At 61.2% G+C, this 13592-nt stretch carries 15 protein-coding genes and 1 riboswitch; of the genes, 13 read left to right on the top strand and 2 right to left on the bottom strand.

Translation table 11 applies throughout. From position 1 onward, the window contains the following. The first annotated feature begins 88 nt into the window (after nucleotides 1-88). Both MEB48_RS06195 and MEB48_RS06190 read left to right on the top strand, forming a co-directional pair. Nucleotides 89-739 (top strand): C40 family peptidase, encoded by a 651-nt coding sequence (locus tag MEB48_RS06195; protein ID WP_030131708.1) that lies wholly within the window; start codon nucleotides 89-91, stop codon nucleotides 737-739. A 165-nt stretch (nucleotides 740-904) separates the two neighbouring features. Further along, the gene (locus MEB48_RS06190) at nucleotides 905-1441 is read left to right on the top strand and encodes a C40 family peptidase (protein WP_237882851.1); all 537 of its coding nucleotides are present in this window, start codon (nucleotides 905-907) and stop codon (nucleotides 1439-1441) included. 146 nt (nucleotides 1442-1587) lie between these two features. Here MEB48_RS06190 and MEB48_RS06185 read toward each other — a convergent pair whose 3' ends face one another. Beyond that, nucleotides 1588-2898 (bottom strand): PQQ-dependent sugar dehydrogenase, encoded by a 1311-nt coding sequence (locus MEB48_RS06185; protein WP_237882849.1) that lies wholly within the window; start codon nucleotides 2896-2898, stop codon nucleotides 1588-1590. A 68-nt stretch (nucleotides 2899-2966) separates the two neighbouring features. Then, nucleotides 2967-3551 carry a hypothetical protein gene (locus MEB48_RS06180; protein ID WP_237882847.1) on the bottom strand — a complete coding sequence of 195 codons (585 nt, stop codon included), beginning with the start codon at nucleotides 3549-3551 and terminating at the stop codon, nucleotides 2967-2969. Nucleotides 3552-3705: 154 nt separating this feature from the next. Next, nucleotides 3706-3937, top strand: a riboswitch (cobalamin riboswitch). Nucleotides 3938-4018: 81 nt separating this feature from the next. Here MEB48_RS06180 and cobO point away from each other — a divergent pair. From cobO to MEB48_RS06125, 11 genes are all read left to right on the top strand, one after another. Further along, nucleotides 4019-4630, top strand: coding sequence for a cob(I)yrinic acid a,c-diamide adenosyltransferase (gene cobO / locus MEB48_RS06175; protein WP_237882845.1), 612 nt, complete (start codon nucleotides 4019-4021; stop codon nucleotides 4628-4630). Between the two features lie 10 nt (nucleotides 4631-4640). Continuing rightward, nucleotides 4641-6023: a cobyrinate a,c-diamide synthase gene (locus MEB48_RS06170; RefSeq protein ID WP_237882843.1), complete on the top strand. Its 1383-nt coding sequence runs from the start codon at nucleotides 4641-4643 to the stop codon at nucleotides 6021-6023. After that, complete coding sequence (gene bluB / locus MEB48_RS06165; protein WP_237882840.1) at nucleotides 6020-6670, top strand: 5,6-dimethylbenzimidazole synthase; 651 nt, start codon at nucleotides 6020-6022, stop codon at nucleotides 6668-6670. The genes MEB48_RS06170 and bluB overlap by 4 nt, the downstream gene beginning before the upstream one ends. Beyond that, complete coding sequence (cbiB, locus tag MEB48_RS06160; RefSeq protein WP_038979718.1) at nucleotides 6667-7575, top strand: adenosylcobinamide-phosphate synthase CbiB; 909 nt, start codon at nucleotides 6667-6669, stop codon at nucleotides 7573-7575. Before bluB ends, cbiB begins: the two co-directional genes overlap by 4 nt. Next, on the top strand, nucleotides 7568-8560 hold the full coding sequence (gene cobD, locus MEB48_RS06155) for a threonine-phosphate decarboxylase CobD (protein ID WP_237882838.1): 993 nt from the start codon (nucleotides 7568-7570) through the stop codon (nucleotides 8558-8560). Before cbiB ends, cobD begins: the two co-directional genes overlap by 8 nt. Then, nucleotides 8557-10008, top strand: coding sequence for a cobyric acid synthase (locus MEB48_RS06150; protein ID WP_237882837.1), 1452 nt, complete (start codon nucleotides 8557-8559; stop codon nucleotides 10006-10008). Before cobD ends, MEB48_RS06150 begins: the two co-directional genes overlap by 4 nt. 146 nt (nucleotides 10009-10154) lie before the next feature. Next, a complete protein-coding gene (gene cobU / locus MEB48_RS06145; protein ID WP_237882835.1) occupies nucleotides 10155-10676 on the top strand; it encodes a bifunctional adenosylcobinamide kinase/adenosylcobinamide-phosphate guanylyltransferase in 522 nt (173 codons plus the stop codon). Next, complete coding sequence (cobT, locus tag MEB48_RS06140; RefSeq protein ID WP_237882833.1) at nucleotides 10673-11728, top strand: nicotinate-nucleotide--dimethylbenzimidazole phosphoribosyltransferase; 1056 nt, start codon at nucleotides 10673-10675, stop codon at nucleotides 11726-11728. The genes cobU and cobT overlap by 4 nt, the downstream gene beginning before the upstream one ends. Then, entirely contained in the window at nucleotides 11725-12300 is a 576-nt protein-coding gene (gene cobC, locus MEB48_RS06135; RefSeq protein WP_237882831.1) for an alpha-ribazole phosphatase family protein, read from the top strand. The genes cobT and cobC overlap by 4 nt, the downstream gene beginning before the upstream one ends. Nucleotides 12301-12302: 2 nt before the next feature. Next, nucleotides 12303-13037 carry an adenosylcobinamide-GDP ribazoletransferase gene (locus MEB48_RS06130; protein WP_237882829.1) on the top strand — a complete coding sequence of 245 codons (735 nt, stop codon included), beginning with the start codon at nucleotides 12303-12305 and terminating at the stop codon, nucleotides 13035-13037. Between the two features lie 142 nt (nucleotides 13038-13179). Then, nucleotides 13180-13584: a MarR family winged helix-turn-helix transcriptional regulator gene (locus MEB48_RS06125; protein ID WP_095051845.1), complete on the top strand. Its 405-nt coding sequence runs from the start codon at nucleotides 13180-13182 to the stop codon at nucleotides 13582-13584. Nucleotides 13585-13592 lie beyond the last annotated feature (8 nt).

The raw sequence follows: 13592 nt of genomic DNA, 5'->3' as shown, positions 1-13592 counted from the left end.
TCACATAAAGATCGATTGAATTTGCAAATGAGGTTGATAGCGGGCATAGTCGCGGCTTCTTTTATAACTATCAGCCACGGTCGTGCCCATGCTAAAGCGCTTCGCACCCCTCGTGCCTCTCGCACTCGTCACCCTGCTGTTCGGTTGCGCTGCTCACTCTCCAGTGTCCCAGCAAGAGCCAAAACAGCAGGTTTCAAATTCAGTTACCGCGCAGTCTTCTTCCGTTCTTTTCCAGGAAGCTCTTTACCAAGACGGCGTAGCCACCGATAAAGAACTGGCAGACTTCGCTGGCGGCAAGTCGTACCAGCTTCCAGTTCTGGCCGACAGTATCCTCGAACGTGGCATGTCCCTGATCGGTACCCGTTACCGTTTCGGCGGCACCTCCGAGGCTGGTTTCGACTGCAGCGGCTTCATCGGTTATCTGTTTCGTGAAGAGGCCGGCATGAACCTGCCGCGCTCCACTCGCGAAATGATCAACGTTGACGCTCCTCTGGTTGCTCGCAGCGCCCTCAAGCCGGGTGATCTGCTGTTCTTCGCCACCAACGGTCGTCGTGGTCGTGTCAGTCACGCCGGGATCTACCTGGGTGACAACCAGTTCATCCACTCCAGCAGCCGCAAAAGCGGTGGAGTCCGGATCGATAGCCTGGGTGACAGCTACTGGAGCAAGACCTTTATCGAAGCCAAACGCGCACTCGCGATGGCGCCAGCTGCGGCTCCTATCGTCACTGCACGCAAGTAAGCGTACGACTTGTAAGGCGAAGTTAAAGTCTTACTTGAAGTTTGCCGCGTAGCCGCTAGAATCCTGATCTATTATTGATGGCAAACCGCCTGCGTTCCGCGCAGGCGGTTTTCTTTTCTGCCTTTTCGGTGGAAAAAGCCGCAGCCAGATCAGGATGTTCTGTTTATGACGATGTCGGCCCGCCTCGCACTCATGTTCTTCGCCGCGCTGCTCAGCGCCTGCGCCAGCCGCCCACCACCACCTGCGCCAGTGGTTCGCGCTCCGATTGTTTTCGGTCCTTCCCAAACCTTTTCCCCTGCGGCAGAAGACGTGCTGTTTCGCGCGCTGGGCCTGGTGGGAACGCCTTATCGCTGGGGCGGCAACACGCCGGATTCCGGGTTCGATTGCAGTGGCTTGATCGGTTACGTCTACCGCGATGTCGCCGGCATTTCCTTACCGCGCTCCACCCGCGAGATGATCGGCATGCAGGCCCCCAGTGTCGGCAAGGAAGGCCTGCAAACCGGTGACCTGATTTTCTTCGCCACCAATGGCGGCTCCCAGGTCAGCCACGCCGGGATCTACGTCGGCGAAGGTCGTTTCGTCCACGCGCCAGCCACGGGCGGCACGGTCAAGCTGGACAGCTTGTCCAAGGCCTACTGGCAGAAAGCCTACCTGAGCGCCAAGCGCGTCTTGCAACCCGAGCACTTGGCACATAACCCCTGACGGAGGTTGTCATGACCGCTCGCGCGAAGGTTGAGGCTGCGCAGAAACTGTAGGAGCGAGGCTTGCCCGCGAAAGCGGTGTGTCAGCCGATATCAATGTTGATTGTGCTGCCGCTTTCGCGGGCAAGCCTCGCTCCTACGAGCTGATTACTTGGCCGCGCTAACGCGCCACACCTTGTTCCCCACATCATCCGCCACCAGCAAGCTGCCTTGCTGATCGATCACCACACCCACCGGCCGGCCCATGGCTTTTTCCTCGTCATTGAGGAATCCGGTGAGCACGTCCACCGGTTGCCCGGCCGGTTTGCCAGCGCTGAACGGCACGAAAATCACTTTGTAGCCACTGAGCGGCTTGCGGTTCCACGAGCCATGCTGGCCGATGAATGCACCTTGAGTGAACGGAGCGGGCAGCTTGCTGTCTTCGGCGAAGGTCAGGCCCAGTGACGCGGTATGTGGCCCCACTGCGTAATCAGGGGCAATGGCCTTGGCTACCAGATCGGGGTTTTGCGGCTCGACGCGAATGTCGACGTGCTGGCCGTAATAGCTGTAAGGCCAGCCGTAGAACCCGCCATCCTTCACTGACGTGATGTAGTCCGGCACCAAGTCGCTGCCGATTTCGTCGCGCTCGTTGACGGCGGTCCACAGTGCGCCGCTCTGAGGTTCCCAGGCCAGACCATTTGGATTGCGAATCCCCGAGGCGAAGATCCGATGCTTGCCGGTGGCGCGGTCCACTTCCCAGATCGCCGCGCGGCCTTCCTCCTGATCCATGCCGTTTTCACCGACGTTGCTGTTCGAGCCCACAGTGACGTACAGCTTGCTGCCATCCTTGCTGGCGATGACGTTTTTGGTCCAGTGGTGATTCAGCGTGCCGCCCGGCAGATCAACCACTTTGATGGGCTGCGACTTGATCGCCGTCTCGCCGTTCTTGTAGTGGAAACGCAGCAAGCGGTCGGTGTCGGCGACGTACAGGTCATTACCGACCAGAGTCATGCCGAAGGGCGAGTTGAGGTTTTCCAGGAATACCGTGCGAGTTTCAGCGACGCCGTCGTGGTCCTTGTCCCGCAGCAGGGTGATGCGGTTCGGGCTGGGGACGCCAGCCCCGGCGCGACCCATGACTTTGCCCATGACCCAGCCGCGAACGCCGCCACCATCGGGTTTGGGTGGTGCGTTGGTTTCAGCCACCAGCACATCGCCATTGGGCAGCACGTAGAGCCAGCGCGGATGATCGAGGCCTTCGGCAAACGCCGTCACCTGAGTCCCCGCCGCGGCGACAGGTTTCGCCCCTTCAGGCCACCCGATCGCCGGGGCGATGTTCACCGTCGGGATCAGGGTTTTATTCGGCTCTGGCAACTTGGGCGAGGGACCTGTGCCATCCGAAACTTGCAAGGTGGAGGTTTCACCACAGGCGGCGAGCCCTCCGGCGAGCGCGATGATGAAAACGAGCTGGGGTTTGCGCATTACTGATCTTCCCTATGAATGCATTGACGTAATCATAGAGAAGCGTAGACGCTCGATGGTTCAACCGGTCAGCCGCGGGCTTCCTTGAATAGCACGGCGATGCCGGGGTGATAGTTTCCGGCTTCGTTGCGCAACTTGCGGTAGGCATACGGGAAATACCAGGCTACGGCGCAGCAGTGTTCCTTCTGCAGGTCATCGACCATGTCCTGAAGTTCTTCGGGTGTAGCGCTCTGCTGAGCTTTTTGCGGCGCAACGAACAGGCAACCGAGTTTCAGGTCGCTGGCGTAGCTGATCCGCTTCGCGTCGCTGGTGATGTCCGCCAGTGCGTGGGTCAGGTTCAGGCTATTGACCCGCGGCCAGCGCTGGGTGGCCTGGAGATACGCGCGCTCTTCGCTGCTGGCGATAAACAGATCGGCGCGGGCGTTGCGTTCACCTTCTTCGTTCTGCTTGCGCGTCGGCGTTTGTTGCAAGGTGACCATTTCCGCCATCCAGGCCGCGGCGGAGAGCAGGCCGAGGTTGGCTTTTTCGTCGTACCAATAAGGTGTGTCGTTATCGCCGCGCACGGTGTTGTAGCGGTCGATACAGTCAAACCAGCGTTCCAGCACCGGTCGCAGGAATTCCAGCTTCGGATTGCTGATGATCATGCCTTGCATGTGGCTCACCCTTGTTATTGTGTTGTCAGGTTGTGGCTCTTTGATATCACTGCTGGCAGTGTGGCACAAGATTGGCGTCAGTTAATTGATCGATGGCAGTTATTCGCTCAGCGGCGCCCCGGCTTTAATTGACGCTCCACCCCCAACCCTCTAACCTTCGCGGCTTGTTTCAGGTGCTCTGTGGCGGTGGCCGACAGAGTGAAACAGGGAAGCCGGTGAGTGAATCTCTTCACCCGAAGAATGATCACGATCCCGGCGCTGCCCCCGCAACGGTAAATGAGTGAAGATTGCGCCTTGAGCCACTGTGTCGAACTGACATGGGAAGGCGCGCAGTCAGGCGTAAGCCGCTCATGAGCCCGGAGACCGGCCTGATCCATTCAGCGGCATCACGGTGGGCGATGCCAGGCTTTTTGCCGTCTATTCTTGTGCCTGCCCGCCGTTATCCAGCCTCAACGGAGAGCTCCCCCATGACTGATACCCCTGATCGTGACGAACGCCATCTGGCACGCATGCTGCGCAAAAAAGCCGTGATCGATGAACGCATCGCCAACTCGCCGAATGAATGCGGCCTGCTGCTGGTGCTGAGCGGCAATGGCAAAGGCAAGAGCAGTTCGGCGTTCGGTATGCTCGCACGATCAATGGGTCACGGCATGCAATGCGGCGTGGTGCAGTTCATCAAGGGGCGCACCAGCACCGGCGAGGAGCTGTTCTTCCGGCGCTTCCCGGAGCAGGTGCGTTTTCATGTGATGGGCGAGGGCTTTACCTGGGAAACCCAGGACCGCCAGCGCGACATCGCCGCCGCCGAAGCTGCCTGGGCGGTGTCCCGCGAATTGCTGCGCGATCCGGCCATTGGCCTCGTGGTGCTCGATGAATTGAACATCGCCCTCAAGCACGGCTACCTCGATCTCGATCAGGTGCTCAGCGACTTGCAGGCGCGTCCGCCGATGCAGCATGTGGTGGTCACCGGTCGTGGCGCCAAACAAGAGATGATCGAGCTGGCCGACACCGTCACTGAAATGGGCATGATCAAGCACGCCTTCCAGGCCGGAATCAAAGCGCAAAAAGGCGTCGAGTTGTGAACTGCACTTTATGAATAGCCATCGTCAATGCCCGGCGGTACTGATCGCCGCGCCGGCCTCCGGTCAGGGCAAGACCACCGTTACCGCCGCGCTCGCTCGTTTGCATCGCAATCGGGGGCGCAAAGTTCGCGTGTTCAAATGCGGCCCGGATTTTCTCGACCCGATGATTCTCGAGCGCGCCAGCGGTGCACCGGTCTATCAACTCGACATGTGGATGGTCGGCGAGCAAGAAAGTCGGCGTCTATTGTGGGAGGCCGCTGGCGAAGCCGATCTGATCCTCATCGAAGGTGTCATGGGGTTGTTTGACGGTACGCCATCCAGCGCCGATCTGGCGCGGCACTTCGGTGTGCCGGTGCTCGGCGTGATCGACGGCACCGCCATGGCGCAGACGTTTGGCGCGCTGGCCCTGGGCCTTGCGCGCTATCAGGCGGATTTACCGTTTGCCGGTGTGCTGGCCAACCGGGTCGGCACTGTGCGTCATGCGCAGTTGCTCGAAGGCAGCCTGACTGAAGGCTTGCGCTGGTACGGCGCATTGTCCCGGGAAACCGGCATCGAATTGCCAAGTCGGCATCTCGGTCTGGTTCAGGCCAGTGAATTGAATGATCTCGACCTGCGCCTCGATGCCGCGGCCGAGTCACTGGCCAGCAGTTGCGACGTCGCGCTACCGCCGGCCGTGGAATTCGCCGCGCCTGAAATGATCGCAGCCGAACCGTTGCTGGCCGGTGTGCGGATTGCCGTGGCCCGGGATGAAGCTTTCGCGTTTACCTATGGCGCAAGCCTGGATCTGTTGCGGGCCATGGGCGCCGAATTGTCTTTCTTCTCGCCGATCCGCGACACCGAATTGCCAGAAGCAGACAGCCTTTATCTGCCGGGCGGTTACCCCGAATTGCACCATGTGGCGTTGTCACAAAACACGTCGATGCTGACGGCGATCCGCGCTCACCACGCGGCGGGTAAACCGTTACTCGCCGAATGTGGCGGCATGCTGTATCTGCTGGATTCCTTGACCGATGTCGAGGGCACTCGCGCTGAACTGGTCGGCTTGCTGGCCGGTGATGCGGTGATGCAGAAGCGTCTTGCCGCGTTGGCCTTGCAGGCGGTCGAATTGCCGGAAGGTTTGTTGCGTGGGCACACCTATCACCACTCGTTGACCAGCACTGAACTTGAGCCGATTGCTCGTGGCTTGAGCCCGAATGGTGGGCGAGGGGCGGAGGCGGTTTATCGCGAGGGACGGATGACGGCTTCTTATGTGCATTTTTATTTTCCGTCCAATCCATCGGCGATTGCCACGCTGTTTGTGCCTGACCCTGAGGCCGCCTTCGCGAGCAAGCCCGCTCCCACAGGGGAACGCATTTCAAATGTGGGAGCGGGCTTGCTCGCGAAGAGGCCATGACAGACAACGCATTCAGCCAGGCCGAACGCGAAGCTGTTTATCGCGCGATTGCCGAGCGCCGCGATATGCGGCACTTCAGCGGCGGCACGGTCGAGCCCGAGTTACTGCGTCGTCTGCTCGAAGCCGCGCACCAGGCCCCAAGTGTCGGCCTGATGCAACCCTGGCGGTTCATCCGCATCAGCGACCGGGCACTGCGCGGCAAGATCCAGCAACTGGTGGAAGACGAACGCATCCGCACCGCCGAAGCCCTCGGCGAACGCTCCGACGAATTCATGAAGCTCAAGGTCGAAGGCATCAATGACTGCGCCGAGGTGCTGGTCGCCGCGCTGATGGATGATCGCGAACGGCATATCTTCGGCCGTCGTACTTTGCCGGAAATGGACCTGGCTTCGCTGTCCTGCGCCATCCAGAACCTTTGGCTGGCGTCTCGCGCCGAAGGCCTGGGCATGGGCTGGGTGTCGCTGTTCGAACCGCAAGCGCTGGCGGACTTGCTGGGTTTGCCGGCCGGAGCCAAGCCTTTGGCCGTTCTTTGTCTGGGGCCGGTCAAGGAATTCTATCCGGCACCGATGCTGGTACTCGAAGGTTGGGCGCAAGCGCGTCCACTCAGCGAGTTGCTGTATGAAAACTATTGGGGAGTGAGTCAATGAGTGTGGCGTTGTTGAGTGTCGCCGCGGTCGCGCTGGATGCGCTGCTGGGTGAACCCAAACGCTGGCATCCGCTGGTGGCGTTCGGTCGTTTTGCCGATCGCATCGAGCAGCGTTTCAACTCCGGTGGTCGCGGGTGGCGCAGTCACGGCGTTACGGCCTGGGTGATGGCAGTCGTGCCACTGACCTTGTTGGCTACCGCGCTTTCCTGGGCGCCTTATGTTGGCTGGATCGTCGAGATTCTCGTGCTCTATTGCGCCCTCGGTATGCGCAGCCTTGGTGAGCATGTCGAGCCAGTGGCCAAGGCTCTGCGCAGTGATGATCTGATCGAAGCACGCAAACGTGTGGGTTATCTGGTCAGCCGTCAGACCAGCGAACTGGATGAAACCGAAGTCGCCCGCGCCGCCACCGAGTCAGTGCTGGAGAACGGCAGCGATGCGGTGTTTGCCGCGCTGTTCTGGTTTGCCGTGGCGGGTGCGCCCGGCGTGGTGCTCTATCGCCTGAGCAACACCCTCGATGCGATGTGGGGTTATCGCAACGAACGCTTCGAACGCTTCGGTTGGGCCGCGGCGAAGATCGACGATGTTCTCAATTACATTCCCGCACGCCTGGTGGCGTTGACCTACGCGCTGCTAGGCAAAACCCGACTGGCGCTGAAGTGCTGGCGTACACAAGGCCCGACTTGGGACAGCCCGAATGCCGGGCCGGTGATGGCGGCCGGTGCCGGTGCGCTGGGTGTCGAATTGGGTGGGGCGGCGATCTATCACGGCGAACTGCATCAGCGTCCACCATTGGGCGAAGGCGTGCCGGCGGATGCCGATTCCATCGACCGTGGCTGGCAATTGGTCCAACGCGGGGTATGGTTATGGCTGCTGATTCTCTGCGTGGGGGCTGAGTTCTATGCTTGAGCACGGTGGCCGCTTGCGCAAGGCGGCGCTTGAATACGGCATTGCCGAAGCCGATTGGCTCGACCTCTCCAGCGGTCTGGCGCCTTGGCCATTCCCGGTCCCGGACATCCCGCTTCGAGCTTGGGCGCGGTTGCCGGAAACCGATGACGGTCTGGAGCAGGCCGCCTGCGATTATTACGGTGCGGCTCAGGTGGTGCCGGTGGCGGGTTCGCAAATGGCGATCCAGTTGCTGCCGCGTTTGCGCCGGGCCGGCAAGGTCGGCGTGCTGTCGCCGTGTTACGCCGAGCACGCCGAAGCCTGGCGTCGCAACGGTTACATCGTGCGTGAAGTGCTGGAATCGGAAGTCGATTTCTTTCTCGACAGCCTTGATGTGCTGGTGGTGGTCAACCCGAACAATCCCACGGGGCTTAGTCTGACCCCGGCTCGCCTGCTGGATTGGCATGCGCGGCTGGCCCGGCGCGGTGGCTGGCTGGTGGTAGACGAGGCGTTCATGGACAACACCCCGCATCTGAGTCTGGCGCCGTTCGCCAATCAGATCGGCTTGATTGTGCTGCGTTCCTTCGGCAAGTTTTTCGGCTTGGCCGGTGTGCGGCTGGGGTTTGTATTGGCCGAACGCACGTTGCTCAAATTGTTGGCTGAACAGGTCGGGCCTTGGGCGGTCAGCGGACCGACCCGCGTGCTGGGCCAGGCGTGCTTGACAGATACCGAGGGGCACACGCGACAGCGCATTCGCACTGACGAAGCCGGCGAGCGTCTGGCGTTGCTGCTTGAACAGTACGGTTTCAAACCTCAGGGCGGTTGCGCCTTGTTTCAGTGGCTGATCACCGAGCAGGCGGAAGCGTTGCATGAGTTCATGGCGCGGCGCGGTATTCTGCTGCGGCTGTTCACCCACAACAGCAGCGTGCGGTTTGGCTTGCCGACGGATGAAACGGATTGGTCACGTCTCGAGCAAGCCCTGCAAAGCTACGCCAAGGAAAACCCATGACAACGTTGATGGTGCAGGGCACCACGTCCGACGCCGGTAAAAGCACACTGGTGACGGCGCTGTGTCGCTGGGTCAGGCGCCAGGGTGTAAGCGTCGTGCCGTTCAAGCCGCAGAACATGGCCCTCAACAGCGCGGTGACCGCCGACGGTGGCGAGATTGGCCGTGCTCAAGCGGTGCAGGCTCAGGCTGCGAATCTCGAACCGCACACCGACATGAACCCGGTGCTGCTCAAACCCAACAGCGATACCGGCGCCCAAGTGATCATTCATGGTCGCGCGGTCACGACGATGAACGCGGTCGCTTATCACGACTACAAAGCCATCGCCATGCAAGCGGTACTGGCCTCCCACGAACGGTTGAGCGCGGCGTATCCGGTGGTAATGGTCGAAGGCGCGGGTTCGCCGGCAGAGATCAATCTGCGCGCCGGCGACATTGCCAACATGGGGTTTGCCGAGGCGGTGGACTGCCCGGTGGTGCTGATTGCCGACATCAATCGTGGCGGAGTTTTCGCGCATCTGGTCGGTACGCTGGAGCTGCTGTCACCCAGCGAACAGGCACGGGTCAAAGGCTTCATCATCAACCGTTTTCGCGGCGACATCGCCTTGCTGCAACCGGGACTGGACTGGCTGGAAGCACGCACCGGCAAACCGGTGATCGGCGTTTTGCCGTATGTGATGGACCTGCATCTGGAGGCCGAGGACGGTTTAGATCAGCGTCAGACCGACAAGGCCGATCAGGTACTCAACGTGGTGGTGCCGGTATTGCCGCGCATCAGCAACCACACCGATTTCGATCCGCTGCGCCTGCATCCGCAAGTGGACCTGCAATTCATCGGCCCCGGTCAGACGATTCCGTCGGCCGATCTGATCATTCTTCCTGGCTCGAAAAGCGTACGCAGCGATCTCGCGTACCTGCGGGCCAACGGCTGGGATACGGCGATTTCGCGGCATTTACGCTACGGTGGAAAAGTGCTGGGAATTTGCGGCGGTCTGCAAATGCTCGGCGAGCAGGTGCACGATCCGCTGGGCCTCGAAGGCACGCCGGGTTCCAGTGCCGGTCTGGGCTTGCTGGCGTTCGAAACGCAGCTCGAAGAAGAGAAGCAGTTGCGCAATGTGCGTGGGCGTCTGGTGCTGGAAGATGCGGAGGTCAGCGGCTATGAAATTCATGCCGGCGTGACCACCGGGCCGGCCTTGGAAAACGCCGCCGTGCAGCTGGACGATGGTCGCTGCGATGGTGCGCAAAGTGCCGATGGGCAGATTTTCGGCACGTATCTGCATGGCCTGTTTGAATCGCCGGCGGCGTGCAGTGCGCTGTTGCGCTGGGCCGGGTTGCAGGATGTGCAAGAGGTTGATTACCACGCCTTGCGTGAGCGCGATATCGAGCGGTTGGCGGATTTGGTGGAGAAGCATCTGGATACTTCGCTGCTGCGTGAGCTCTGTGGGATTTGAGGTGGCTGCACTGGCCCCATCGCGGGCAAGCCTCGCTCCTACGGAATGGAGGTGTTCGCAGCATTCGCGAGCGCCCAAAACCCTGTAGGAGCGAGGCTTGCCCGCGAAGAGGCCCGCCCCGACACCGCACATCTAAGGAATAAACCATGCTGCAACTGATCCTCGGCGGCGCCCGATCCGGCAAAAGTCGCCTGGCTGAAAAACTGGCGGCAGACAGTCAGCTCCAAGTCATCTACATCGCCACCAGCCAGCCCCAGGACGGTGAAATGAACGAACGGGTGGCTCATCATCGCGCCCGTCGTCCAGCCGAATGGGCGTTGATCGAAGAACCCCTGGAACTCGCCCGCGTGCTGCGCGAAAACGCCCGTGCCGATCGTTGCTTGCTGGTGGATTGCCTGACCCTGTGGCTGACCAATCTGCTGATGCTCGATAACGCCGAGCGCCTTTCGGCCGAGCGCGAAGCCCTGCTGAACTGCCTGGCGTCGTTGCCAGGTGAAATCATTTTTGTCAGCAACGAAACCGGCATGGGTGTCGTGCCGCTGGGCGAATTGACTCGCCGCTATGTCGATGAAGCCGGTTGGCTGCATCAAGCCTTGGCCGAGCGCTGTCAGCGAGTCGTCCTGACCGTCGCCGGCCTGCCCCTGACTTTGAAAGGAACTGCGTTATGACTCACTCCTGGTGGCTGAACCCATGCAAGCCAATCGACGCGAAAGCGGTCGAGCAGGCGCAGGCGCGTCAACAGCAACTGACCAAGCCCGCCGGCTCACTCGGCCGGCTCGAATTGGTGGCGGTGCAACTGGCCGGGTTGCAGGGGCAGGTCAAACCGACGCTCGATCAGCTGTGGATCGCGATTTTTGCCGGTGACCATGGTGTGGTTGCTGAAGGCGTGTCGGCATTTGCGCAGGAAGTCACCGGGCAGATGCTGCACAACTTTGTCAGCGGCGGCGCGGCGATCAGCGTGTTGGCGCGGCAGTTGGGGGCTTCCCTGGAAGTGGTCGACCTTGGCACTGTCACGCCGTCGTTGAATCTGCCGGGTGTGCGTCACCTGAATATCGGCCCGGGCACGGCGAATTTCGTCCAGGGGCCGGCGATGACTCAGGCCCAAGGCGAACTCGCTTTGCAGGCCGGCCGCGACAGTGTGCAACGCGCCATCGCAGCCGGCGCGCAGTTGTTCATCGGTGGCGAAATGGGCATCGGCAACACCACCGCAGCCAGCGCGTTGGCCTGTGCCTTGCTCGATTGTCCGGTGGTGCATTTGGCCGGGCCGGGCACCGGTTTGAACGCGGCGGGTGTCAGCCATAAAGCTCAGGTCATCGAACGTGCCTTGGTGTTGCACAACGCTCAACGGGGCGATGCGCTGCAGACTCTGTTCAACCTAGGCGGTTTCGAAATTGCTGCGCTGGTCGGCGCGTACCTGGCCTGTGCTCAGGAAGGTATCGCCGTGTTGGTCGACGGGTTTATTTGCAGCGTCGCCGCACTGCTGGCGGTGCGTTTGAATCCGGCCTGCCGTGAGTGGTTGCTGTTCGGTCATCGCGGTGCCGAGCCGGGTCATCGCCATGTGCTCGAAACCTTGAACGCCGAACCGTTGCTGGACCTCGGTCTGCGACTGGGCGAGGGCAGCGGTGCGGCATTGGCCGTGCCATTGTTGCGTCTGGCCTGCGACCTGCACGGGCAGATGGCGACGTTCGCCGAAGCCGCGGTGGCGGATCGCCCGGCATGACCTTGCGTCTGGACCTGTTGCGCCATGGCGAAACCGAACTCGGCGGCGGTTTGCGCGGCAGCCTCGACGATGCACTGACCGACAAGGGCTGGGAGCAGATGCGCGCTGCGGTGATCGAGCAGGGGCCTTGGGATCGACTGGTCAGTTCGCCGTTGCAGCGTTGCGCACGCTTTGCTGAAGAACTGGGGACGCAACTGGGTCTGCCAGTGCAGCTGGATAAGGATCTGCAAGAACTGCACTTCGGTGCCTGGGAAGGGCAGAGCGCGGCGGCGCTGATGGAAACCAGCGCCGAGGCGTTGGGCTTGTTCTGGGCTGATCCCTATTCGTTCACTCCGCCTGAGGGTGAGCCGGTGGCGGACTTTTCTGCGCGAGTATTGGCGGCCATCGAACGACTGCACGCGACCTGTGCGGGTGAGCGAATCTTGCTGATCAGTCATGGCGGCGTCATGCGTTTGTTGCTGGCTCAAGCGCGCGGATTGCCGCGTGAACAGTTGCTAAATGTTGAAGTTGGCCATGGCGCGCTGTTCTCGTTGTCGGTCGAGTCCGGCGTCTTGTTAAGGGAAGCGATCTGACCATGTTGCCGTTCTGGATCGCCCTGCAATTTCTGAGCAGCCTGCCGATTCGCCTGCCGGGGATGCCGACGCCCGAGGAGTTGGGCCGCTCGCTGCTGTTTTATCCGCTGGTCGGTTTGCTGTTCGGCGCAGTTCTGTGGGGGCTGAACTGGTTATTGCTGGGCGCGCCAATATTGCTTCACGCCGCACTGCTACTGAGCGTTTGGGTCGTGCTCAGCGGCGCGTTGCACCTGGATGGCCTGGCCGATAGCGCCGATGCGTGGCTCGGGGGTTACGGCGACCGTGAACGCACCCTGACCATCATGAAAGACCCGCGCAGCGGGCCGATCGCCGTGGTGACACTGGTTTTGGTGTTGCTGCTCAAATTCGCCGCGTTGCTGGCGTTGATCGAGCAGCAGCACAGCGTGGTCCTGATCATCGTTCCACTGATTAGTCGTAGCGCGTTACTGGGGTTATTCCTCACCACACCTTACGTGCGTCCCGGTGGATTGGGGCAGGCGCTGGCCGATCATCTGCCGCGTTTGGCCGGTCAGCAGGTGTTAGTGATCAGTGCGGTGGTTTGTGTGCTGATGGCTGGTCTTAGCGCCGTGTGGGCGCTTGCATTGGCTGCAGTGCTGTTTATCTGGTTGCGGCAAGTGATGGTGCGGCGATTGGGCGGGACAACAGGCGATACAGCAGGGGCATTGCTGGAGTTGCTGGAAGTGGCGGTGCTGGTGGGTCTTGCATTGCTCTTGTAGGAGCGAGGCTTGCCCGCGAAGGCGGTGTGTCAGTTGATATCAATGTTGACTGTGCTGGCGCCTTCGCGGGCAAGCCTCGCTCCTACGGTAATAATCTGTCGAAAAATTTGCTTTCATTTAACCGCGGGTATATACACGCACCATGCTTCCTTCTCAATGTTTATGCACCAACCTGCGTCGCGCCGCTCGTGGCGTCAGCAGGCATTACGACGGCGCCCTCGACGGCTTCGGGATCAACGTTGCCCAGTATTCTCTGCTGTGCAATCTGCAGCGTCTGGATCAGCCGAGCATCTCGTCTTTGGCCGAAGCCATGGGCCTGGATCGCAGCACCCTGGGGCGCAATTTGCGAGTGCTGGAGGGTGAAGGCCTGGTGACGCTGGTCGAAGGCGAAGACATGCGCAATCGCATCGTCCTGCTCACCGAAACGGGTCGCGAACGTCTGGCAGCGGCCTTGCCGGCCTGGGAAGCGGCGCAGCAGCGGTTGATCGACCGTCTGGGTGCCGAGAAGCGTGAAATCTTGCTGAAACTGCTGGACGAACTGGCTTGAGGCCAGTT

This window comes from Pseudomonas sp. PGPR40, from assembly GCF_022014505.1.
Taxonomy (GTDB): domain Bacteria; phylum Pseudomonadota; class Gammaproteobacteria; order Pseudomonadales; family Pseudomonadaceae; genus Aquipseudomonas.
The sequence above is the reverse complement of the archived record's forward strand: the minus strand, read 5'-3'. Positions and strand labels throughout refer to the sequence as shown.